At 45.8% G+C, this 24621-nt stretch carries 24 protein-coding genes; 8 read left to right on the top strand and 16 right to left on the bottom strand.

Annotated features, from left to right (window positions below; translation table 11 throughout):
• Positions 1–104: 104 nt before the first annotated feature.
• The 3 genes from IEX62_RS18045 (at position 105) to IEX62_RS18055 (ending at position 2703) form a co-directional block, all read left to right on the top strand.
• Entirely contained in the window at positions 105–1124 is a 1020-nt protein-coding gene (locus IEX62_RS18045) for a methionine ABC transporter ATP-binding protein (protein WP_188776944.1), read from the top strand.
• Positions 1121–1798 (top strand): methionine ABC transporter permease, encoded by a 678-nt coding sequence (locus IEX62_RS18050; RefSeq protein WP_188776945.1) that lies wholly within the window; start codon positions 1121–1123, stop codon positions 1796–1798. Before IEX62_RS18045 ends, IEX62_RS18050 begins: the two co-directional genes overlap by 4 nt.
• A gap of 77 nt (positions 1799–1875) precedes the next feature.
• The gene (locus IEX62_RS18055; RefSeq protein ID WP_188776946.1) at positions 1876–2703 is read left to right on the top strand and encodes a MetQ/NlpA family ABC transporter substrate-binding protein; all 828 of its coding nucleotides are present in this window, start codon (positions 1876–1878) and stop codon (positions 2701–2703) included.
• Between the two features lie 189 nt (positions 2704–2892).
• On the opposite strand, the gene ybaK is transcribed toward IEX62_RS18055, so the two are convergent.
• A complete protein-coding gene (gene ybaK / locus IEX62_RS18060) occupies positions 2893–3366 on the bottom strand; it encodes a Cys-tRNA(Pro) deacylase (protein WP_188776947.1) in 474 nt (157 codons plus the stop codon).
• 463 nt (positions 3367–3829) lie between these two features.
• Between ybaK and IEX62_RS18065 the strand changes: the two genes are divergently transcribed.
• A complete protein-coding gene (locus IEX62_RS18065; protein ID WP_188776948.1) occupies positions 3830–4597 on the top strand; it encodes an SDR family oxidoreductase in 768 nt (255 codons plus the stop codon).
• A 100-nt stretch (positions 4598–4697) separates the two neighbouring features.
• Here IEX62_RS18065 and IEX62_RS18070 read toward each other — a convergent pair whose 3' ends face one another.
• A complete protein-coding gene (locus IEX62_RS18070) occupies positions 4698–4943 on the bottom strand; it encodes a NifU family protein (protein WP_188776949.1) in 246 nt (81 codons plus the stop codon).
• Between the two features lie 168 nt (positions 4944–5111).
• Here IEX62_RS18070 and IEX62_RS18075 point away from each other — a divergent pair, with 168 nt between their 5' ends.
• Positions 5112–5369, top strand: coding sequence for a YuzB family protein (locus tag IEX62_RS18075; protein WP_188776950.1), 258 nt, complete (start codon positions 5112–5114; stop codon positions 5367–5369).
• Positions 5370–5797: 428 nt separating this feature from the next.
• Here the strand turns inward: IEX62_RS18075 and IEX62_RS18080 are convergent, their stop codons facing one another.
• Together IEX62_RS18080 and mqnE are read right to left on the bottom strand one after the other, a co-directional pair.
• On the bottom strand, positions 5798–6886 hold the full coding sequence (locus tag IEX62_RS18080) for an NAD(P)/FAD-dependent oxidoreductase (protein ID WP_188776951.1): 1089 nt from the start codon (positions 6884–6886) through the stop codon (positions 5798–5800).
• 332 nt (positions 6887–7218) lie between these two features.
• Entirely contained in the window at positions 7219–8325 is a 1107-nt protein-coding gene (gene mqnE / locus IEX62_RS18085; protein WP_188776952.1) for an aminofutalosine synthase MqnE, read from the bottom strand.
• Between the two features lie 460 nt (positions 8326–8785).
• Between mqnE and IEX62_RS18090 the strand changes: the two genes are divergently transcribed.
• Complete coding sequence (locus IEX62_RS18090) at positions 8786–9148, top strand: HesB/IscA family protein (RefSeq protein WP_188776953.1); 363 nt, start codon at positions 8786–8788, stop codon at positions 9146–9148.
• A 260-nt stretch (positions 9149–9408) separates the two neighbouring features.
• Here IEX62_RS18090 and IEX62_RS18095 read toward each other — a convergent pair whose 3' ends face one another.
• The 8 genes from IEX62_RS18095 to IEX62_RS18130 form a co-directional block, all read right to left on the bottom strand.
• Positions 9409–9618 (bottom strand): hypothetical protein, encoded by a 210-nt coding sequence (locus IEX62_RS18095; RefSeq protein WP_188776954.1) that lies wholly within the window; start codon positions 9616–9618, stop codon positions 9409–9411.
• A 178-nt stretch (positions 9619–9796) separates the two neighbouring features.
• Entirely contained in the window at positions 9797–10513 is a 717-nt protein-coding gene (locus IEX62_RS18100) for a metallophosphoesterase family protein (RefSeq protein ID WP_188776955.1), read from the bottom strand.
• A gap of 406 nt (positions 10514–10919) precedes the next feature.
• The gene (locus IEX62_RS18105) at positions 10920–11759 is read right to left on the bottom strand and encodes a hypothetical protein (RefSeq protein ID WP_188776956.1); all 840 of its coding nucleotides are present in this window, start codon (positions 11757–11759) and stop codon (positions 10920–10922) included.
• Between the two features lie 271 nt (positions 11760–12030).
• On the bottom strand, positions 12031–12618 hold the full coding sequence (locus tag IEX62_RS18110; RefSeq protein ID WP_188776957.1) for a hypothetical protein: 588 nt from the start codon (positions 12616–12618) through the stop codon (positions 12031–12033).
• Between the two features lie 293 nt (positions 12619–12911).
• Positions 12912–13139 (bottom strand): hypothetical protein, encoded by a 228-nt coding sequence (locus IEX62_RS18115; protein WP_188776958.1) that lies wholly within the window; start codon positions 13137–13139, stop codon positions 12912–12914.
• A gap of 168 nt (positions 13140–13307) precedes the next feature.
• The gene (locus tag IEX62_RS18120) at positions 13308–13955 is read right to left on the bottom strand and encodes a TraX family protein (RefSeq protein WP_188776959.1); all 648 of its coding nucleotides are present in this window, start codon (positions 13953–13955) and stop codon (positions 13308–13310) included.
• 25 nt (positions 13956–13980) lie between these two features.
• The gene (locus IEX62_RS18125; protein ID WP_188776960.1) at positions 13981–14172 is read right to left on the bottom strand and encodes a hypothetical protein; all 192 of its coding nucleotides are present in this window, start codon (positions 14170–14172) and stop codon (positions 13981–13983) included.
• A gap of 451 nt (positions 14173–14623) precedes the next feature.
• On the bottom strand, positions 14624–15622 hold the full coding sequence (locus IEX62_RS18130; protein ID WP_188776961.1) for an NAD(P)/FAD-dependent oxidoreductase: 999 nt from the start codon (positions 15620–15622) through the stop codon (positions 14624–14626).
• A 1632-nt stretch (positions 15623–17254) separates the two neighbouring features.
• Between IEX62_RS18130 and IEX62_RS18135 the strand changes: the two genes are divergently transcribed.
• Complete coding sequence (locus IEX62_RS18135; RefSeq protein WP_188776962.1) at positions 17255–18448, top strand: NAD(P)/FAD-dependent oxidoreductase; 1194 nt, start codon at positions 17255–17257, stop codon at positions 18446–18448.
• 1 nt (position 18449) lies between these two features.
• Entirely contained in the window at positions 18450–18707 is a 258-nt protein-coding gene (locus IEX62_RS18140; RefSeq protein WP_188776963.1) for a hypothetical protein, read from the top strand.
• 263 nt (positions 18708–18970) lie between these two features.
• On the opposite strand, the gene IEX62_RS18145 is transcribed toward IEX62_RS18140, so the two are convergent.
• From IEX62_RS18145 to hemQ, 4 genes are all read right to left on the bottom strand, one after another.
• Complete coding sequence (locus tag IEX62_RS18145) at positions 18971–21055, bottom strand: methyl-accepting chemotaxis protein (protein ID WP_188776964.1); 2085 nt, start codon at positions 21053–21055, stop codon at positions 18971–18973.
• Between the two features lie 274 nt (positions 21056–21329).
• Entirely contained in the window at positions 21330–23174 is a 1845-nt protein-coding gene (locus tag IEX62_RS18150) for a methyl-accepting chemotaxis protein (protein ID WP_188776965.1), read from the bottom strand.
• 21 nt (positions 23175–23195) lie between these two features.
• Entirely contained in the window at positions 23196–23414 is a 219-nt protein-coding gene (locus IEX62_RS18155) for a hypothetical protein (protein ID WP_188776966.1), read from the bottom strand.
• 438 nt (positions 23415–23852) lie between these two features.
• The gene (gene hemQ / locus IEX62_RS18160) at positions 23853–24602 is read right to left on the bottom strand and encodes a hydrogen peroxide-dependent heme synthase (protein ID WP_188776967.1); all 750 of its coding nucleotides are present in this window, start codon (positions 24600–24602) and stop codon (positions 23853–23855) included.
• Positions 24603–24621 lie beyond the last annotated feature (19 nt).

The following is a 24621-nucleotide window of genomic DNA, read 5'->3' on the forward strand; positions in this document are numbered from 1 at the left end:
CTTTTCTGCAGAAAATGGGCTCTTTTTGTGTATAAAAAGAACCGGCTGAAAATAGATTGAACGAAATCGCATGCAGACCGACAACCGGGAGGAGGACCTCAAGCTTGATTCGTCTTGAACATGTAACCAAAGTTTATGGTAAAGGTAAAAATACAACGCCCGCACTGAGCGATCTGGATCTATCCATTGAAAAAGGTGAGATTTTCGGAGTAATCGGACATTCAGGAGCAGGTAAAAGTACACTCATTCGCTGTATTAATCTGCTAGAACGTCCAACATCAGGTCATATCTGGATCGATGGTGTAGATCTGACCAAGCTGGGCAAGGGAGCATTGCAGGCACGCCGCCGCAAGATCGGTATGATCTTTCAGCATTTTAATCTGCTATCATCGGCAACGGTCTATGATAACATTGCTTTCCCACTTCGTCTGGCTAAGACACCAGAAAAGAACATCCGTACTCGGGTTGATGAGTTATTGAAGCTCGTTGGATTGGAAGCACACGCACAGAAATATCCAGCCCAGCTGTCTGGTGGTCAGAAGCAGCGTGTCGGCATCGCTCGCGCACTATCGAGTGACCCGGATGTACTGCTCTGTGATGAAGCGACCTCTGCGCTTGATCCACAGACTACCGATTCCATCCTGAAGCTGCTGCTTGATATTAATCAGCGCTTCAACCTGACGATTGTACTGATCACACACGAGATGAATGTCATTCAAAGCATTTGTGATCGTGTCGCGGTGATTCATCAGGGTGGTATTGTAGAGCAGGGGCCTGTCGCTGAGGTGTTTTTGAAGCCGCAGCATCCGATCACACGTGATTTTATCACTCGTGAATCCAGCCATAGTGAGCTGCTAGATGCTGTGCTTGCTGGGCCACACAGTGAATCATCGCTGGCTGTGAAGATTTCCTTCCTCGGTGATAAGACGTATGAATCCATCATGTCGCGTACCGTACGTGAGACTGGCGTAGACTTTGCCATCTTACAGGGAACGATATCCACACTCAAAAGTGTGCCATACGGTCAATTGATCGTACGCTTTGACGGAGCGCCAGATGCCATCCAGCAGACGCTGGACAAGCTGACGGCAAAAGGTCTGAATGTGGAGGTGATGGAATCATGAGTAATTTTGGTGAACTGGATTTTTCCCAGATTGACTGGAATGAATTTGGTACGGCAACGATTGAAACACTACAAATGATCGGTGCCTCTGGATTGTTTACCTTACTGATCGGATTGCCACTCGGTATTATGCTATTTATGACATCGCGCTCGACTTCGCCGGTGCTCAAAGGTGTGTACTCCGTGATCTCAGTCATCGTGAACATCCTGCGCTCGGTGCCCTTCATCATCCTGATCGTAGCCTTGCTGCCGCTGACCGATCTGCTCGTCGGTACAACGATTGGTGTATTGGGAACCATTCCGCCGCTCGTTATTGCAGCTGCGCCATTCTTTGCACGACTGGTCGAGACCGCATTGCGTGAAGTTGATCGTGGTGTGATCGAGGCTGCGTATGCGATGGGAGCATCCACTGGACAGGTTATTGGTCGCGTACTGCTACGTGAAGCGATGCCGGGTCTGCTGGCAGGCTTGACGGTAACCGTCGTTGCGCTCGTATCGAATACCGCAATGGCAGGTATGATCGGGGCTGGCGGCTTAGGTACGCTGGCAATTAACTACGGTTATTATCGCTATGATATGGGCGTTATGCTCGTAGCAGTTGTGCTGATGGTTATTATCGTACAGGCGCTGCAAATGCTGGGTGATCGTCTTGTTATTCATTTTTCACGCCGATAATCCAGTTATCGGGTAGGAATAATGAGTTTATGGAATTATTATCATATATAAAATAGAAGCGAAAAGGGGAACTTACAATGAAAAAATGGTTGCTTGCACTCGTTAGCATTATGCTCGTAGCGGTTGTCGCTGCTTGCGGAAACAAAGCGGATAATTCTAATGCTGCTTCTGGTACAGACAGTAATGGAGCGGTAACATTGCGTGTTGGCGCTACAGCTGTACCACACGCGGAAATCCTGAACCACCTGAAGCCTGAGCTGGCAAAAGAAGGCGTGAACCTGGACGTTGTTGAGTTCACAGACTACATTCAGCCGAACGTACAGCTGAACGACAAAAAGCTGGATGCGAACTACTTCCAAACGAAGCCGTACCTGGATGAGCAAAATAAATCCCGTGGCATGAATCTGGTTATCGTACAGGGCGTACACATCGAGCCATTCGGTGGTTATTCCAAAAAGTACACTTCACTGGATCAGCTGCCTGAAGGTGCAACAATCGCGATTCCAAACGAAGTATCCAACGGCGCACGCGCACTGATTCTGCTCGCTAACAACGGCCTGATCGAGCTGAAAGACAAAACAAATATTACTTCTACAACGAAAGACATCACCTCCAATCCGAAAAACCTGCAATTTAAAGAAATGGATGCAGCGATGCTGACTCGTCAGCTAGATCAAGTAGACATGGCGATGATCAACATGAACTATGTACTGGAAGCAAAAATCGATCCAAAATCCGCACTGGTTGTAGAAGATAGCAGCGCACCATATGCCAACTACCTGGTAGCCCGCGAAGACAACAAAGATTCCGAAGCAATCCAAAAGCTGGCTAAAGCACTGACTTCCGATGATACTAAAAAATTCATCGAAGAGCAGTACAAAGGCGCTGTCATCCCAGCGTTCTAAGCTAGATATCATTAATGATACGATGCATTGTAGCGATAGCTAGAAGCGTTCAGTTAGTGGAGAAGCCAACCCGCTGAACCATTGCAACTAGCTTCGCAAGCTACAATGGTTAAAATCAATAACACAGCTCAACAGAAAAAGCATCCTGACCTTTTACAGGCAGGATGCTTTTTTGTTATCACCATAAACTCACACACAAACCTCAGCAAACTGCGCTTTCACTACAGCTGCCAGTTCATCAGGCGCAAGCTCCATTTGCATACCAATCTTGCCTGCACTGACTACCATCTGTTCCAGTGCCTCCGCACGGTGATCGATAAAAGTAGGATAGAGCTTTTTCATCCCTACTGGCGAGCAGCCACCACGGATATAGCCGGTATGCGCAAGTAATTCCTTCACCGGCAGCATATCCAGCTTCTTTTCCTGAGCTGCACGCGCCGCCTTTTTCAAATCCAATTCCTCCGCTACCGGAATAACAAATATATGCAGCCCATTTTTACCACGTGTCACTAGCGTCTTATGTACAATCGGAGCAGGCTTTCCAATCTTCTCAGCTACCGCTGTACCATGCACCTGTCCATCCTCAGGATCATATTCATGTACGACATAAGCGATATGCTCTTTATCCAAAATGCGCATCGCATTGGTTTTAGCTGAACTCATACTATAGCTTCCTTTCTGTGCTGTATAAACTAAAATATAGATCGCTGCCTATCTACGATCGAGGGCAAGAGGCATCCTTTATTTGATTGGAGCTATCCACCCGATATGCAGTAAAACTAACCATTATCCCTCTATTAATTACTTTTCTTAATGTACTTCAAATGTAAAAAAGTTTCAAACAGATTCCAGATCGGGTACATATTTTGGTAGCTAACCTGTTGGAGTGCAATTAAAATTGAAGCAATAAACTGTACGCTACCCATCTGAAAACAGTCGTTTACCACGTCCAGCGCACCATCCTATGTAAGATCATTCTTTAATCTAATTAAGGCAACAGGGCGTGTTATTAGCCCAACCATATCTCAACCCAATTCATCTTCACTGTACTTATTTTGACATCAAGGCATCCACATCAGTACACTTGAATAGCGTGGAGCCATATTTATAATAAGGAGGCACATCTTTGGAACGAAAAATAGCCCTCATTACCGGAAGTGCCAAAGGCCTGGGCAAAATGACAGCACTCACACTTGCCAGTCAAGGTCATCATATTGCTTTAAATTATGTGAATAGCAAGCACGAAGCCGCAGAGCTGCAACAGCAGATCGAGGCGATGGGTGTGCAGTGTATCGCTGTACAGGCCAATGTATCGCAAGCATCCGAGATTGATCGCCTGATTGATGAGGTAGAGCAGCGTCTCGGGACAGTAGATATTCTCGTGAATAATGCAGGCCCTTTTATACGGGAGCGCCGTTTATTTATTGATTATGAGCGTGAAGAGATTATGGAGATGCTTCAGGGCAATCTGATCGGTACGATGTTACTTGATCATCGCGTGCTGGCAGGCATGCGCGAGCGAAAGTGGGGTCGAATCATTCATTTCGGCTTTGGACATGCTGCGGAATCACGGGCATGGCCACATCGCGCCGTTTATGCAGCGGCAAAGGTCGGTCTCGTTTCGTTTACGAAAACGCTTGCGGTCGAGGAAGCTTCCAGTGGCATTACGGTCAATATGATCTGTCCAGGCGATATCCGTGGGGATAATAAGGAGAAGCGAATTGAGGAAGTGCTGGGTATGAGCGACGGAGAGACACCGCGCGGACGTCCAGGTAGCGGCGAAGATATCGCACGCGTGATCGCGTATCTTTGCGAGGAGGATTCAGACTTTATTACCGGTAATATTATGGATATCTCCGGTGGATTAGACCCGATCCGCCCGTATGTAAAATAAATTCTAACCAAAAAGAGGATGCCGCTCCTCCCGGAAGGGAAGCGGACATCCTCTTTATTTTGGCTACTTGCCTATGAATTAACGCATGATAAGGGACAGATTAGAATACCTGTACAACCTCTTCCACACCTTCAACTTCTTCGAAAAGGGCGCGTTCAATACCGGCTTTCAGTGTGATGGTAGAGCTTGGGCAGCTACCGCATGCACCCATCAGCTTCAGCTTAACGATACCATCTTCAACGTCTACCAGTTCCACGTCACCGCCATCGCGTTGCAGGAATGGACGCAGTTTATCCAGCACTTCAAGTACTTCATCGTACATTTGTGTTTGTACACTCTCACTCATATTGTTCAACTCCTTTCGTAAGTATATTATAATATAAAAGTAAACCAATTTCAGCAATTGCGCCACTGATTTTTATACTCATTTCAAATTAATTTTGAAAATGGACATACAGGCGCATGATTGACACCTACCGGAACACCGGAACATATACAGATTGGAGTGTTATCTATGATGAGACCGATCATCGAATTTTGCCAGAGCAATATGCATCATGGCACCGGTCGCATCCTGAAGGAGCTGGAGAGCAATCCCGATTATGATGTGATTGAATATGGCTGTCTGGGCAATTGCGGACAGTGTTATGCGATGCCTTATGCGATGGTGAACGGCGAGATTATCGCTGCTGACGATGTGGACGAGCTGCGCAAGCTCATTCAGGAAAAGATCGACGAAGCTGACGCATGGGCGAATCTGGATCTCGATTGAGTACGATGCTCATGATCCCCATTCGCAGGTAATCGAAGGGGCAGGATAAACGATAGCCAGTATGGCATATCGCTTACCAGAGCTGTTACTTGGAATAGATGCAGCTTGTAGTATACAAAGCCTTCTGATATGCGCAAACTCAACATAAAAAGCCTTCTGTTGCTGTACACAAGCATAGCTTGTAGCAGAGCAGAAGGCTTTTTTTATCATTATAGAGCTGCTATCGAACCACTCGTATAAGCGCTCCGATGACGGACTATATTGTATACGGTAAAGTCTACTTCCTGCGAAGTCGAAGCAGCAGCGATGATTTGCTCCATACGATCGTACCTCATTACATCTATAATGCAATGTACAGTATGCGTATGCGACAGCACTCTATAACGCAAGCACTCAGATGAGTATATCCAGAATATCTCATTCAGCCATTAGCCAAAATGATGCTTGGACATCCAGAGCACGCCACTTTTCAGCAAGCGCGGTACACGTCCGGTAACGGAGCTTTTGCCTTTCGCGCCAAAGCCAAAGCTGAATCCAGAACCGAAGCCGTCATGCTTACCGAGTGAGCCGAGTGTACCTTTCAGCTTGAGCGGCTGTACTTTTGGTGTTTCATTTTTCCAGCCAGCCACGACAACATTGGCGATCTGCTCTGCCTGTGCTTGAGCCGCCTGTGCACTTGCTGCGAAAGGAAGGGATGCACAGTCACCGCACACAAATACCTCTGGACGACCTGGGATGCGATACAGCTCATCCAAAATGACGCGACCGGAGTTATCCAGGTTCACGTTCAGCTCATCGATCAGCGGTACTGGACGAATCCCTGCGGTCCAGATTGTAATATCAGCGGAGATGCGCTCCTCCGGCCCATTATATACGCTATCTGGCTCTACGCGGCTAATATTAATCTTATTACGCAGCTCTACATTGTGCTCGCGGAACCATGCCTCTACATACTTGGAGAGACGAGCAGGCGAGGAGGAGAGTAGGCGTTCACCACGGTCTAGAATGCGTACATTCAGATCCTCACGGCTTTCACGAATCTCGGCAGCAATCTCAATACCGCTCAGCCCGCCGCCTACAACGTTGATCGTGGAGCCTGGTGGCAGGTTATTCACGCGGCGGTAAGTCTCGCGTGTCGCTTCGAATGTCTGAATGGTGCACGTATGCTCCTCTGCACCTGGTACGCCGTGGAAATTATCGGTGCAGCCCAGAGCGATAACGAGCTGATCATATTCCAGTGTACTTTCGTCTGCGAATTCGATCATTTTCTCATCCAGCTTCACGTTCGTCACTTCACCATGACGAATAGTCAGCTTGGAATGCGCTGGATATTTGACGCGCAGCTCCACATCGGAGGAGGTACCTGCTGCGAGTGCATAATACTCCGTTTTTAGTCCTTGAAATGGCATACGATCAATGAGGGTGATTTGAGTATCGGCTGGAATTTTTTGATCAAGCAGCTCGTGTAGCAGCGTAATCCCGCCGTAACCTCCGCCCAGAATGACAAAGTTTTTCATAATATCTTCTCCCTTATATGCAGTGTAGGTAACAAGGAATGCCAGAACCATTCCTGAGTAGCAATAACATAGGTGGAAACGATTATATGTGTACAGGCATCATCCGGCACAGAGGAGACTGGCAGAGGACCGGGTGAAGCCGGATCGGCCTGGAGCTTACAACGGCAACAGTATGTACCGCATCAAAAGGCAGGCGGATAAACGGGCTTTACTCAAAGGAGAGCGCAGATTCACATGGTCTCGTCTATGAAGTAAAGCCCGGTATAGGGCAAAAGCAAAGCAACAAGGGCGCAGGGGAACGGCGGCAGTCGCAAGAACTGTCGCCGGTCTGCTTATTCGTATACTTTGATTTCGTTATAGAAGGTATCCCGTTCAACCGGAATGCGGCCAGCGCCCTTCACGAGCCATACAAGCTCTTTACGGGTCAAGCCTTCCGGTGTGAGTGCTCCCGCAGCGTGACTGATCTTCTCCTTCAGGATCGTGCCATGCACGTCTGAAGCGCCAAAGGTCAGAGCCATCTGAGTCAACTGGGTACCGATGTTAATGAAGTAAGCTTTAATATGATCAATATTGTCAAGCATCAGGCGACTAATCGCGATCGTCTTGAGGTCTTCGTAAGCGGAGTTACGACGCATAATGCTAGCATTCTTGCTCTTTGGTTGCATGGACAGTGGAATGAACACCTGGAAGCCATTCGTTTCATCCTGTAGCTCGCGAATCTGGATCATATGGTTTACACGATCCTCATACGTTTCGATCGAGCCGTACAGCATGGTCGTATGCGTGCGCATACCCAGCTCATGTGCAGTGCGGTGAACCTCCAGATAGCGGTCAACATTCGCTTTGTTTACACGCATTTTTTTGCGGTATTCGTCAGACAGAATTTCAGCACCGCCGCCTGTCAGAGATTGCAAGCCTGCTTCACGCAGCTTCATCAGTACCTCTCTAACATTCATTCCGCTAATACGAGTGAAGAAGTCGATCTCTGCGGCTGTGTAAGCTTTGAGCGTTACTTCTGGGAAGGCTTCATTCAATGCTTTGAGTGAATCTACATAATATTGGAATGGTACATGATTGTTATGTCCGCCGACGATATGGAACTCGCGTACGCCTGGATGAATATGCTGCTTCACGTATTCGACCATTTCCGGGCCGCTTAGTGTGTAAGAACCTTCTTCGCCTTCATCTTTACGGAAGTTACAGAATGCGCAATGTGCTTCACATACATTCGTAAAGTACAGGCTCATATTTTCGATAAAATAAACCTTTTTGCCATTTTTGCGAAGATTTGCTTCATTGGCAAGCTGGCCAATGGTCAAAATATCCTCACTTTCATATAAATAAACGCCGTCTTCAAGTGACAAACGTTCACCGGAACGCACCTTATGAATAATTTCTGCCATACGTGTGTCTGTATGCGGTGTAATAATGGTGGACATGCTAGATTCCTCCTGTTCTCCTTGACGCCTCTATCTTACTTCTGTATGTGGTATTCCAATCGTAGAAGACACTCTTGTCCTGTCTTACACCAATTTGAGCAAATTGAATAATAGAACGGCTATATAGGGCATCGATTGATCTGGGATTCGTTACAGTTTTCGACACAGTTACATAAATTTGAAATAACGTCCATTATCCAATATACAACAATATACATAAGAAGTCATCCATATCAGCAATAAAATGTGAAAAAAGTTACAACGATAAATAAGGCTAAAATAGTAATTGTTTATGACAGAAATTCGACATTTCATGTCATTGTTCACTTACCCATTATAAACCTCTACTGAGACACGGGCAACACAATTGCTTAAAAAATGGGGCATTTTCGGTTCGTTTAGAGCCTTGAGCAGCTTTCATGATAGGAGTATAATGAGAAGGGAAAAGGAGGGAATCGAAATGATTACAATTAGCGAGTCAGCAGCTGAACGAATGAAGGATATTATGGCTGCACAGGATATTCCCGGTCTGTTTGTCCGCGTCGGTGTGAATGCTGGCGGATGCAGCGGATTTTCATATGCAATGGGCTTTGACAGTGAGGAAACTGATCAGGATGTATATATGACGATTCAAGATATGAAGGTTGTAATGGCCAAGGATGATATGAAATATCTGAATGGCGTTGAGATCGATTATGAGGAATCCGGTCTGTCTGGTGGCTTCACCATCTTCAACCCGAATGCGCTCGTAACCTGCGGCTGTGGCGCGTCCTTCCGTACACGTGAGGAAGATGAAGCACTGGCACAGCCTTGTGAGGATTGAGTGTAAGTTTTGATTTTATTAATAGTTTAAAAATACACAAGAAAAACCTCTGCATTTTAAATTGTAGAGGTTTTTTCTTGTGTAAATTATTAAATTTTATAAATTATAATTACAATCATGAGTAAAAACAAAGCGTAGAACATGGTGGCGAATTGCCGAGGTCTGTGCTTTGTTTTTTATATGGTGTTGAATTGAACTGGACTGAATTAAAATAAATCATACTAAACCAAATTAAACTGAATGGTCTATTTACAGTCTGCTTATTTATTTACAAATATCGTTTGCTCTCGCTGGTAGAAGGTCAGATCTCCTGTTTCATTGCGAAGGGCTATGTAGTCGTGACCAATACGCTCGATAACGCCATGCTCTACACTAAAGCCAGGCTGCCAGGCATACACACGTGTTTGAAACAGCGCGGCTGCGAAGAAATGGACGTTGGTCGTTAATTTTCGTTCTGTACTTCCGTTCATGTGTGCCTCCTTGACGGTATATCGTATTAAATGGTAACTCATTACTTACTATTTTAAAGCAAAAAGAACTTCAATTACAAATCTACTACAAATCTACATTACAGCAGACTAGTATTGCCATATGATGACGGAGCTTGAATGTACTCAAAAAGCAGTACAGCTTCCCTACAGAGATCATTCAGGCTGGACGTACCGAATAGGCAATTCCATTCGTCACATCGAGCGCATTCAACTGACCACCATATACAGCGCCACCATCAATACCGATGATGCGATTAATGCCATAATAGATGTCAAAGCGCGTATTATCCTTGTGCAGGTAAAAGGTTGGTGTATGACCAAACACAACGAGCTTCTCACCATCATAGTCGTTATGAAAGGCTTCACGAATCCAGATCAATTGTCGTCTAGAGCATTCGGAGACAGGCTTACCCGGCTCTACACCTGCATGGACAAAGAGATAGTCCTCTGTCTCATAATACAACTTCAGGCTGCGAATAAAGTCCAGATGCCGATCCAGCGTCTCACAGTGCAGATCAGGCAATTCAAAATCCTCCCCGGACAGCGTGATAAGCTGCTCGGACGTAAAGCCGTAGCTTTGCAGCGTAGCAAGACCGCCATTGACCTTGAGCCAGCGGTTCCAGTCCGACTCACGACCGCTTGTAAGCGCCGTTAGCATCAGATCCTCATGATTACCAAGCAATGCCACTGCACCTTCATGAACAAGCCCAATGACACGCTCCAGCGTTTCTCTTGCATCCTGTCCACGATCTACATAATCCCCCAGCAGCACAAGCTGATCGTGCTCAGGCGTATAGCCCGTTTCATCCAGCAGCCGATTCAGCAAATCGACCTCGCCGTGAATATCGCTAATAGCCAGAGTGCGTTTTTTCATGGAAGATTCCTCCTTCAACGTGAACAGTTAGAGTACATTGTGTGTTCTGTCTATCATATCACAACTTCTACTTCATTTTTTGCCGAACGTGTTCATTCATTATTCATCTGAAACAGCTATGATTTATTTATACACCTGATCGTTAAGTCATGACACACTGCTGGATATTGGTTGCAAGCTGGATGATAAATGGAGCTGATCCAGAGCAGCGTACTTTATAACGTCTTATAATAAAGCCTCATAAAACAGCGTAAAAAAACCAGCCGCTCGCGTGATATGCGAGCGGCTGGTTCTGCTGTTTATTGAAATGCTGGAAGTGCCTATACGATCTGAAATCAACCGATAGCAGAACTCATTTGTGCTATAGCTGTACAGAGATTACACTTCCATGTTATTCAATCGCTAATTAAGAGCCAGACGATTCCGAAGAGCTGGATGATCCCGATGTTCCTGTGCTAGAAGACGAGGAATTGGAAGAATCAGCTGGTGGAGTCGGAGGTGCTGGTGGCGCATCTGTGCCTGTTGGTGGCGCTGGTGGAGCTTCACCTGGTGCTGGAGGAGCCGGTGGTGTTTGTCCGTCAGCTGGAGGCGTAGGTGGCGTATGCACTTCGATCTCCACTACATTTTGCGTATTTTGCTCCAGGTTGATACCGATATCATCGCCTACCTGTAAATCGGACAGGGAGAGCGTCTTTTCAGTTCTGCCTGTTTCCGGGCTATGGCTAACCTTTACGATTTTGGTTGAGCTGCTGATCGTAAAGCTCACCGTTTGACCGTACGTATTTTGAGCAACAGAGGTGCTAGCCTGGCTGTTGGAATAAGTGTTACCCTCGACTGTACCACGTTTGCTTGTTTTTTTACCTTTTACACCGTCCGGGCCTGGGCCTTCGCCTGGTGCTGGTGGTTTCTCGATTGTAATCGTGTTACCGCTGATCGCTGTGATTTTGCCATGTGCATGATCATAGCCATCTTGCGGTGGGGCAGGAGGTGCTGGCGGTGCAGGGTGCTCGCCTGTTCCTGGTCCACCTGCTGGAGGAGCTGGAGGCTGGGCTACTGTACCGTTAGCAGTTCCCTGATTCGATTGTCCATTCGGGCTCAATGTCGTTGTACCTTGCTGTGTGGTGCGTCCGTTTGTCGTCTCATCACTTGCTGCGTCCGCGAATACATGTGTCGATGCTGTGATCGTACCCGCCAACAATACAGCTGAGAATGCAGTGCTAGAGAGCACTTTCCATGTGTTTTTCATAAAAAACATTCCTCCTTTAATACGTACCTTTGCTGAACAGTTCCTGTTTGTCTGTTCGATTGCGAGTTTAGACATCTAATATGAACTCTATATGAACAGATTATTAAAAAACTTAAAATTTGACGCGCGTTAATCCCTTTTTACCTGCTGTAATCCGCGTCGTTGTGCGGTATTCAAAGAAATTAAAAAATAAATATTTTTTTGAATAAAATGAAATAAAGAGCTACCGATGTGAAGCGCTCGGTAGCTCTTTATCATGTTCAATTTTATATTATTTGCTGGCAGTCGCTGCTTTGGCTGCGGGCTGTGTTGCCATAAGCTCAATTCGGCTAATCTGAGAAGTACTGCCAGAAGCGAGTGTAACAAATACAATATCGCCCGCTTTCAACGAAGCTAGGGATTTCTTCGTTTCAGTCGCTTTCGTTGAACCAGTAGCATGGGTAACACTTACAACCATAGTCGCGCTTGTTGTGGTCAGTGTCGTTGTAGATGAGCTAAAGCTCATCGTTGGAGGCTGTCCACCTGCATTGGTCTTAGCTGTACCATCCGCAGGAGGAGTAGGTGCCTGTCCGGTTGGCGGTGCTTCGCCTGCTTTGGGAACGGTTGAGCCTTCTGCGCCAGCCGGGATATCTGGCTGGGTGCTGGATTTGTAGATCACCAGCTTGCCACTACCGACCGATTTGATTTTACCGATGATCACATTCGTATTGTTTGCAGCCGTTTTGCCAGTAGCTGTTGCAGTCTTCGTCGTTGTTGTTTTCGCCGTAGCCGCCTGTGCAGTAGCGAATGAGGCGGTAAGCGAGCCTGTCAGCAAAGCGGCGGAAAGAGCGATACCTGTTACGATTTTGAAAGTTTTCATTATCAAATTCCTCCTGAAATGGGTAGTGTTTAGCTAATAGTAGGGGTCCTACGAGTTACAGTATAGTAGCGCTACATGAACTCTCTGTGAATAAAGCAAGTTACCTTTATAAGACAGCAAAAAGCCCTCAGATGGACTGCAATGTTTGCAGCTCACTGAGGGCTAGCTTTTATCCGATTCAGTGTTAGTGCTCTCCTAACACGAGGTGCAATAAAAAGTGATTTTTGCGAAGCAAAATAGTTTACTGCTTATGCTGCTGACCTGATAGCTAACAGCCATGTGAATGGAAAAAATCAATCGGTTTGAAACATCGTTACATCGCGACTGTACAGGCTTTTCGTTCCGGATTGTAGATTACGCACACGTACATACTTGTTTGTGTAGGCTTCTACGTAGCCACGCCCGATTTCGCAATAGACGCCAGCAGGATCTTCCTGCCAGACTGTAATGAGATTACCCGACAACCCGGCAGTAAAAAAATGAATGTCTTCAGTCAGCGTGTGTTTTTTGTTCGATTTCATGGAGGAGCCCCTTCCTATATTTAAAACCGCCTTCGCCCGGCGGAATTGTTCCGGTAAAGATTATACTCCATGCGTATCTATCTGGCGATAGCTTTTTAAACAAAAAAACGAAAAAGTAGACAAATCTTCATCTTCATTTCAATTGAAGCCGTTATCATCGCAATCCAATTATAAATAACCGTACCGTATTCCCTGCACAATCAAGGCAATAATCGCTAAATGTGCCGGGTAAAAGGCTCTCCATAGCCAGGAGGGTGCCCGTGGCAAGCGCATCGTCTCTGGAGCCGATTGCTGAATCGCGATCAGTAGTGTAGCGACAATGCTAAAGCCTTGAATCGAGCTATTCAGTCCGCCTAGCTGGAACATGATATTCAGCACCAGATGAAGCAGTACCGCCCAATAGCCCGGCGCATAACGGAAAATGAGAATTAGCGCAATGCCGTATGCACCATAATCCGTATGTAGCACCTCGGCACCCAGCGCAACCGCAACGGCAAGCAGAATAGAAAGGATCATCCATTGGCGTGGTATGCGATCTATCGCAATCATGAGCAGCAGTCCAAGTAGCAACGTGAATACCACATTCAGATTCGAAATATTGAACGCATACATAAACGGAAATTGCGACAATACCGCAATCAATAGCAGCCGCACCGTGTACTTCTGCACATTGCGAGTACGCTGATAGCCGACGACCAGCAAGTAGCAATAGATCGGAAAAGCGATGCGTCCAATGACACGCAAATAGCGTTCATCACTAAAAAAGGCATATCCGAGATGATCGATCAGCATCGTGATCATAGCAAGCCATTGCAATGGGCTGCACCTCCAGTAGACTCATTCAGCTAAAGTTAAGCAGAATCCCGCGAATGGCCAGCGAGATGACGAGCAAGCCGAAAATAATAAAGCCAATTGCAGCGCCTTTTCTCGCTTCTTTGAAAAATTTTCTGCCCAGTACGACCATCATCGCACCGATCACCATCAAAATGAGCGAAATAATCAGGCGGATTGCAAAATAAAAGCCAATACTCAAGGGGGTAACCTCCTTTTGAAATAAACGATCCATTTATTAGGATTAGCGACAGATGATATCGCCAGCACTAAAATGGTTCGGATGAAGTCCATATAAAAAGTGATGTTTGTAATAGCTAAATGAGATCATTTAGCTCACTTCTTTTTACTATACGATAAAAATATCCTTCTTTAACGCATAAAAGTTGAACAATTTGGCAACTTCGGCGGCGCATATATCGCGTTATACATAACCCTCTACCATCGTACACCAATCACCTCATGTAAAAAGAAGGGACAGACCTGATATCGCATAAAAGATAACGTGTAAAATGTACCGCATAAAAAAAGCACCTGAGCTGCTGGTCACATGGGATCATACAGCTCAGGTGCTTCGGGTCGATCAGAAGGGCGGCTGCATTCATCCATTTATAATAATGGCTCGCCGCTCCTTTCCCAATAGGGAAGTAAGATTACATTTTCAAGTTACTGCTATGTCCTGGGGACAGCTTAGCGTCTGGATCCACATATACTTTCGCATTGTTGATCGCTGTTGGTGCTTCACCAAAGCCAACCGCAATCAGCTTCAGCTTGCCCGGGTAGGTTGTGATGTCGCCAGCTGCAAAGATTCCTTCCACATTCGTCTCCATGCGAGAGTCGACGATGATGGAGTTCTTCTCGATGTTAATGCCCCATTCTGCGATTGGGCCGAGGGAGGAGAGGAAGCCAAAGTTTACGATCACATCGTCTACTTCGATCTCCTGCGTTTCCTTGGTCTTCACATCGCTCAGTGTTACGCGCTCAATCTGCTCGCCACCATGCAGCTCAGTGATCTCGGTTGGCGTAATGATTTTTACATTGGAAGCCATCAGATTTTCTACACTGTGCTCATGCGCGCGGAATTTATCGCGGCGGTGAATCAGGGTTACTTCTTTGGCAATCGGCTCCAGCATCAATGCCCAGTCCACCGCGGAATCGCCACCGCCACTGATCAATACCTTGCGATCAGCAAAACGGCTCAGATCGTTCACAAAGTAATGCAGGTTCTGCTTCTCATATTGAGCAGCATTCTCCAGCTCCAGACGACGCGGCTCAAATGCGCCAACGCCAGCCGTGATGATTACCGCTTTGCCTTCATGTACGCCTTTGTCCGTTGTCACGACAAAATTACGATCGCCTTTTTTCTCCACATTGAGTACCTTTTCTTCCAGTAGAATATCGGTATCAAAATGGTTCATCTGCTGATGCAGATTGTTCACCAGCTCCTGAGCAGTAACTTTCGGGAAGCCGGCTACATCATAAATGTATTTTTCAGGATACAGCGCAGCAAGCTGTCCGCCAAGCTGCGGCATGCTCTCAATCAATTTCACGGACGCCTGACGCATACCGCCATAAAAAGCAGCAAACATGCCCGCAGGTCCTCCGCCAATAATAATAATATCCGTACGTTCTCCGGTGGTTGTAGATGTCACCGTGGTACACCTCCAAAGTGTGATGGTTGCAATATGCAAGCAGCGTAATCGCGAACATGCTGTATTGTCTTTTTTTGAATATAACTAGATCCATTGCATTGCGTTACGAGTGTGGCACCAGTCAGTATTCATTATACGTGTAGCTAATTATATTTTCAAAGTAAGAAAATTTGGTGAAAAAACGAAACAATTCACCATAACTACATCATAAATATAGAAAAATTATTAAAAACGAACATTATGTGATGACATATTTATCCATAACCCCAAAAAAGAGCTACCTTAACGAGTATGATGTAGATCATACGTTCATCTAAATATCGATCTTCCATACCCACATTCTCCAACTAAAACATCGCAATCCAATAAAGAGTACCCTCTATGAACTCATATAAAAGTGCGAACACCAAGCTCACATCCAATCCCCAGCAGATTCGCACCCCTTGCTACATAAGGGCTTATAGGAATTTTATTGTCTTTTCCCACTATTTTCAGTAGTCTAAAAAAGAGGTTCGCGATTTTGTGGCATTTTTTCCTTGCTACATCAGGGCTAAAAGCAGGTACAGTCACTCTCCGTGCGAGAGTGTGGATTGAAATTCAATAAGCTGGATATTCAAAATCGAGCGAAGATCGTCACTCTCCGTGCGAGAGTGTGGATTGAAATGATAATACACTGCACCAGCTGATAAAATTGGAGTGTCGTCACTCTCCGTGCAAGAGTGTGGATTGAAATTAGCAGCTCTGCGATATCGTAGTGATACGTGGATGTCACTCTCGGTGCGACGGTGTGGGTTGAAATAGATCGTGAAGAGTATATTTACCGATTTCTTTATGTCGTCACTCTCCATGCACATTATTGGTAGTAAGCACAGAACGCAGGGAAGGAAATAAGGGGAAAGGACTCCTTTGGAGGGGCGGGAATCTTCATGTATTCCAAATTCCAAAAGATTCCCGCGGCTCCACCCGAGTCCGTCCCCTTATTCCTTCCCGAAGTGGTGTACCTCACCACCCTCCAAAAATGTCATCCCCAACCTACACACATCCAATCCCCACCATTACGATCCACGCACGATCCGCAACGCACATTGTACATTCCCACCAAAGTCATGAAGCATTCGAACACCAGATCACATTTTCATCCCGTAAGCGCTTCCCACAAAAAACATCGCTATTTTCCACTCACAACACCAATTAAAGTTGTTTTACCCCTTGATCTTTTAGACAATTATCGCTATCATTTCAGATGTGTCGATATTGGTTTGTGACAGAAAACGAACATTTTCTTGAAAAAAAACAAAATTTTTTTGAAAAAATCAGCAATAAAGGTTACAATGTTATGTGAGATATAACATAGAATCTTTGTTGGCGCGCCTATCTTTGTCCCTTGTTGTGTATATTTTCACAATAAGAGGCGGTGCCTGATGAACCGGAATACAGCCTGTACTTCGCTGATTTCCGGAGTTTTTGCAAGCCGGTATCGGAAGTATGGTTAATAAGGATTAGATATACTTTGCCTTGCGCTTGACGGCGACTTGCCGTTGCCGGTGAGCGTGTGTCATTTTATGCGTCATCAATAGTAGATTCAGCATTTCCAAATGCTTAATTGAACAAAACTGGAAGGGGAAAACCGACATGAGTAGCATTCCAAAAATCGTCATTCTGGGCGCCGGCTACGGCGGCATTATGACAGCACAACGTCTTCAAAAAGAACTGAACTATAATGAGGCTGACGTAACACTGGTTAACCGTCACGACTATCATTACTTCACAACTCACCTGCATATGCCAGCAGCAGGTACAGATGCACTGGATAATGCACAAGTATCCATCTCCAAACTGGTTGATGAATTCAAAATCGACCTCGTAAAATCCAACATCCAAAAAATCGTACCAGAAGAGAAGAAAGTAATCCTGGAGGACGGCACACTGTCCTACGATTATCTTGTAATCTCCCTCGGTGGCGAGCCAGAAACATTCGGCATCCCGGGTATGATGGAAAATGCAATGATGATTCGCAGCATTAACTCGGTTCGCAAAATTCGCGAGCATATCGAAGGTCAATTCGCAGCGTACAAACAAGATCAGAAGCCTGAGCGTCTGAGCTTTGTTGTAGGTGGTGCGGGCTTCACAGGTATCGAGTTCGTAGCTGAGCTGGCGGATCGTATTCCTGAGCTGTGCCGCAAGCACGGTATCGATCGTTCCCTCGTAAAAATCTACAACGTTGAAGCAGCTCCAACTGCACTGCCAGGCTTCGATCCTGAGCTGGTTGAGTATGCAATGAACGTACTGAAAAATAAAGGCGTTACGTTCAAAATCGGTATCGCTATTAAAGAATGTCAAGCTGACGGCGTTATCGTTGGCGAAGACCTGGAAAAAATCCCTGCGAATACAGTAGTATGGACAGGTGGTATCCGTGGTAACCGTCTGGTAGAAGAAGCTGGCTTCGAAAACATGCGCGGTCGCGTTAAAATCGACGAGTTCCTGCGTGCACCAGGTCACGAAGATATCTACATCATTGGCGATAGCGCTCTGATGTTCAACCCAGAAGGTCGTCCATACCCTCCAACTGCACAGATCGCTATGCAGCAGGGTCCAGTTGTAGCACAAAACATTCTGGCTTCGATCCGTGGTCAACAGCCGAAGAAATTCGTCTTCCACAACAAAGGTACAGTTGCATCCCTGGGTAAAGGTGAAGCAGTAGGTATCGTTGGCGATCGTAAGCTGAAAGGCTTTGTAGCTGCTCAACTGAAAAAAGTAATCGATATTCGCTGGCTGTTCATCATCGGCGGCGTATCGCTAGCACTGAAAAAAGGTAAATTCCTGTAAGATGAGACATTGCAGCGTTCAGGTGCGCGGTCTGCTCACACGTGATGAGCTAGATCGTTATAATGGCTTGATGGAGGTTGGCGGATTTCTGGAGGATGCGGGTCGTTATGATCTCGCCTATACCGTTCAGAAAGAAGTGGACATTCTAATCCTGCCTGCTATTGAGCGGCTCAAGGATAAAAGCCGCACACGCGACCGGGAAGAGCAGGAATTCCTTGCTTCCCGCGAGCAGAACGATTCTTTACCTTCTGCTGAGTAAGGTAGTCGGTCAGAAAATGCAAGCTCTACAGGGAGTTATGTACGAACAGAATTGAAAGGAATAGATACAGCTTCCATTTGATTGAAGCTGTATCGTTCTTAATAGAAAGGCGCTCCGAATGTATATTCGGAGCGCCTTTTTGTGTAGAACCTATATTCGACAGGAATAGATAGCGATGATACATGACAGATTGCTTTATCATTTTAGAAGATAAGGAAAGCTACTCCCCTGAGTGGATGGCGCAAGATCCAATCATCTGAATATTATGCAGAGCGGCGTTTCTTTTTGTTTTTAAGCGGTGCTGCTGGTGCAGTTTCAGGTGTAATCGGTGTTACCGTAGCGACTTCATCCGTAGCAGGTGTTTCCGCACCGTCTACTTTGAACTGACTGATCTCTTGTAGCAATACATCTGCACTTACAGTCAGGTTTTTGGACGAATCGGAAATGCTACTAATCGCTTCCGTCTGCTCCATCGTTGAAGATGCAGCTTGCTGCGTTGCAGCAGCACTTTCTTCCGATACGGCAGCAAGTCCTGTAATCACATCAGACACGCGCGCTGCACTATGCTGTACATTGCCAATGCCAGACAGAACAAGTGAGATACGGGAAATGATACCATCCACCGATTCGCGAATTTCTTCAAAGGAATGACGCGTATCCTGCATGGAAGCTTGTTGATGCTGATTCGTTTCACGGAATGAGGTAAGCACTTCAGCACTTTGTTTGCCTGCTTCTTGTAGTTCTACCAGCAGGCGATTAATATCTTCTGCGGAACGAGAAGACTGCTCTGCCAGCTTCTGTACTTCACTGGCAACAACCGCGAAGCCACGTCCATGTTCCCCTGCACGAGCTGCTTCAATCGAAGCATTTAGAGACAGTAGATTCGTCTGGCTACTAATGTCGCGGATCGCTTTCGTAATCGTTGCAATCTCATCCAGCTTTTGAATCAGCAGTGTATTGGATGCTTCTACGCGATGTGTTGCTTGTTGACTGGATTCTGCCAGTCCACTTTGACGGGAGATCGCATCCGTACCACGAGTCATCGCATCATTTACCTGTTCAATCATACCGGAAGCTTCACCAGCACGACTGGACACTTGCTCCAGTGAAGAAGTCATGTCCGACACAAGCTCTGCACCGCCTTGAATCGACTCGGCTTGCTCATTGGCACCGCGGGCAATCTCCTCGATTACGGTTGAGATCTGATGTGCAATATCGCCAGAGTTAGACGCGTTTTTATACATATCACGGGAGGCATCATTCACATTTACTGCTGAATTAGAAACAGTAACAATCAGATTGCGCAGAGAGGCAGACATTTTGTTAAATGCGGTTGCAAGTTGCGCAATTTCATCTTTACCGCGAACTTTCGCATGAACAGTCAGATCACCTTCAGACAGGCGCTGTGCATTTTCTTTCAGTTGAACTAACGGTTTTACAATACGAGAAGCAATAATAGCAGCAACCACGATACAAATGATTGTGAGCGCAAGAATAATTAGAGCGATATTGTTACGAAGTGTCACATAGTCAGCGAAAGCAGACTTTTCCGAAATGGAAGTGGCGATTGTCCATCCGGTATCGGGAAGCTTTTGATAGTACATTAATTGTGGGTCGCCTTTGTACGTATAGCTGACGATACCGGAATCATTGGCTAGCATAGTAGGTGCAACACTGCTATAAGCCGATTGCTCGCCTAGTAATTTGTTTACGATAGCTGTATCAGGGTGAGCGAGTATGGTTCCTTTTTTATCAAGTAATAGCGTGAAGCCACCTGGTGTTTTGATTGTATTAATATAGTCCGTGATGGTAGATAAGTAGATATCTTCTGCCAGAATACCAGCAAAATCACCATTTGCGTCTTTCATTGGCATCGTGATAGGAACTGAATACTTTTTACTTGTAAGGTCAAAATAAGGCTCGTTCACACTTAATTTGTTCGCCTCTTTACCACTTGTGTACCATGGACGAACACGCAGATCATAGCTAGCATCAGGAATCCAGCCGCTGCCATCGACCATTTTGTTGTTTTTCAATCCAAGATAGAGGTCAGAAATGTTGCCACCATTATATTCATTTTTGTATACGGACAATTGTTTAGCAGTCACTTCATCGATTGGGATATTGTCTTGAATGAAGCTTCCCATCGTTTCGATTACTTTTTTGTTCGTATTGATCCAACCTTGAGTCTGATTGACGGCTTTTTCTACCGTATTCTTCAACTCATTATTCACCGACTGCGTAGCTTCCCCCTTGATCGCATACAGCGCGATTCCCCCAACGGGTACTGCAATCAATATGACCGCACATACTACCAGCAAAATAAGTTTAATTTTTAACGACATCATGATCCCCTGCTTTCTATCATTGGCTAAATTACTGATCATGTCTGGTTGTGCGGGTCTTGAGTATCAGCTTTAATTTTATATCGTCTAAATGTGCTAAATTGTTAACTATTTTGATGAAATGTAAATCAGTATTTACCAATTTTAACTCGTTTTTTATTTATAATATCGGACAGCTCAGTGGACGAGTTGTGATCAAAAATGGACGATGCTTGATCCATATAGAACCAGTACAGCTGGATGAGATCAGTTGTACTGGTTCATGGAGAAAAAAGGGTTATGCAGAACGACGAATCGATTTGGATTTAGGATGAGATAGATCGGAAGGAACAGTAGTGGAAGCATCCGTTATAGCTGTGTCCGTTGTCTGTGTAGCAGGGCCGTCTACTTTAAATTGACCAATTTCTTGGAGGAGCGCATCAGCACTAACCGTCAGATTTTTAGACGAATCGGAAATGCTTACAATCGATCCGGATTGTTCCATCGTCGAAGATGCTGCCTGCTCGGTTGCCGCTGCACTTTCTTCGGCGACAGCAGCAAGTCCAGTGATCACATCGGATACACGTGCAGCCCCGGTTTGTACATTGTCGATACCAGATAGGACGAGCGAGATGCGGGAGATGATGCCGTCGACCGACTCACGAATCTCTTCAAAGGAGTGACGGGTATCCTGCATGGATGATTGCTGATGCTGGTTCGTTTCGCGGAAGGAGGTTAATACCTCTGAGCTTTGCTTACCAGCCTCCTGTAGCTCGATCAGCAGACGGTTGATATCTTCGGCAGAGCGAGCGGATTGATCAGCGAGCTTTTGTACTTCGCTTGCTACTACCGCGAAGCCACGTCCATGCTCACCTGCACGCGCCGCTTCGATCGAAGCATTCAGAGACAGCAGGTTCGTTTGACTGCTAATATCACGTATCGCTTTGGTAATTACAGCGATCTCATCCAGCTTCTGAATGAGCAGTGTGTTGGAGGCTTCGACTCGATGAGTCGCCTGCTGACTGGACTCTGCCAGTCCACTCTGACGGGAGATCGCATCCGTACCACGAGTCATCGCTTCATTCACCTGATCGATCATACCGGATGCTTCGCCTGCACGACGGGAAACCTGCTCTAAGGAAGATGTCATATCCGATACGAGCTCTGCACCGCCCTGGATTGACTCGGCTTGCTCGTTAGCACCACGCGCAATTTCTTCGATTACGGTCGAAATCTGACGAGCGATATCGCCGGAATTGGCAGCATGCTTGTACATTTCACGAGAAGCATCGTTCACGTTTACCGCCGAATCGGAGACGGTGAGAATCAGATTACGTAAGGAAGCAGACATTTTATTAAAGGCTGTACCCAATTGAGCAATCTCGTCTTTGCCACGTACATTAGCTTGTACGGTCAGATCGCCTTCAGCGAGCAGTTGTGCATTTTGCTTGAGCTGAACGAGTGGTTTAACGATACGGGAAGCAATAATGGTAGCAATCACGATACAGATTACGGTAAGGGCAATAATAATCAATGCGATATTGTTACGCAGGGATACATAGTCAGCGAAAGCATATTTTTCAGAAATGGAGGTGGCAATTGTCCAGCCACTGTTGGGAAGCTTTTGGAAATAGAGTATTTGTGGATCACCGTTGTACGTGTAGGTCAATTGACCGGAATCATTGGCAAGCATATTGGATGCGATGCTGCTGTAATCCTTTTGCTCGCCAATAGGCTTGTTGACCAGTTTCGTATTCGCGTGGGCGAGAATCGTTCCTTTATTATCAAGCAAAAAGCTAAAGCCGCCCGGTGTTTTGATTTGATTAATATATTTGGTGATGGTGGATAGATGAATATCTTCTCCGAGAATACCAGCAAAGTTACCATTCTCATCCTTCATCGGCATGGTGATTGGAACGGAGTATTGATTCGTGCTTGGATCAAGATAAGGATCATTAATGGTTAGCTTATTAGCTGCTTTGCCGCTAATATACCACGGACGCTGGAACAGATCATAGCCCGCATAAGGCACACAGCCGCTGCCATCGATGAGACGCTTTCCTTTTTCCAGACCCATATATAGATCGGAAATGTTGCCGCCATTGTAGTCGCTTTTGTAGACCGAAAGCTGCTTGGTCGTCACTTGATCCAGGGGAATATTGTCCTAAATATAAGCATCCATCGTTTCAATGACTTTCTGGTTCGTATTCATCCAGCCCTGTGTTTGGCTGACGGCGGTTTGGACGGTGTTTTGAAGCTCATTGTTGACCGATTTTGTTGCTTCACCTTTAATCGCATATAGAGCGATTCCGCCTACAGGTACGGCAATTAGAATCACTGCACAGACTACAAGTAAAATCAATTTGATTTTTAATGACATCATGATTCCCTACTTTCTATCATCGGCTAAGTTGCTGATCAGGTCTGTGTATGAAAGGTTGATTTCAGCTTGATTTTATTATCGTCAGTAATCGCTAAAATATTAGTATTTTCGACAATATTATGAACAAAATTTACAGTTTATGATTTCTTTACAATTTATATCAAAAAAGAACAATGAAGACTCCTAAACAACAATGAAGTTCAATGAGTGATTATCTGAAGTTAGCTGTAGGGTAGTGATATCATCGGTCATAAAAAGGTTGTTTTTTAGAGTACAGAGCTTCCATTCATAACAAAAAAGGACTTGCCCTATACGGGCAAATCCTTTTCATTTGAGCACCAATGAATCGATGCTTCTGTTAAGACATCGCTGATGATATTATGCTTGCCATTACTTACTTTTATTTGATATCAGATAGTTTTATTCGTACTAATCTCGTTACAGCTTCAGCATCTCGTCGATCTTCTCGCTATTCAGCAGGCTACCCACGTAGAAGGCGCCAAATTCGCCAAAGCGTGCGCTCGCTTCATCGAAGCGCATTTCGTAGACGAGCTTTTTAAATTGCAAAGCATCATCGGAGAACAGGGTAACGCCCCATTCCCAATCATCCAGACCGACCGAGCCGGTAATAATCTGTTTTACTTTGCCTGCGTAGCTGCGTCCGATCAGACCGTGGCTGCGAATCATTTCGCGGCGCTCCTCCATCGGCAGCATGTACCAGTTGTCCGACAGATTACGTGTTTTGTTCATCGGATAGAAGCACACATAACGGGAGCCTGGCAAAGCAGGCTTCAGACGTGCAACGACATGCGGATTTTGCATCGGATCTTCGTCGCTATTGCCAGCCATATAGCTACTCAGCTCGACAACGCTCACATAGGAATACGCTTTTTGCGTGAAACGGGCAAAGGTTGTTTTGTTAAATTCTACTTCGATCGCGTTCAGGTCTTCCAGCGTCTCGCGGAAATGCATCATCACAAAGTCGGCTTTTTGTCCGACAATGGTATAGGTAGCCGTACTGCCCGTCCCAGCTTCACTCACGCTGTTCCATTCGTCCAGCAGTGCGTTCAGATCTTCTAGCGCGCCTGCTCGTTCTTCATCATCGGCTGCTTTCCAGGCCGTCCAGTCAATTGTACGGAAGTCATGCAGGGCATACCAGCCTTCCAGTGTAGCTACAGCTTCGTTCATAATTAGGGATCACTCCTGT

Source organism: Paenibacillus hunanensis (assembly GCF_014645615.1).
In the GTDB taxonomy this organism is placed as follows: Bacteria; Bacillota; Bacilli; order Paenibacillales; family Paenibacillaceae; genus Saccharibacillus; species Saccharibacillus hunanensis.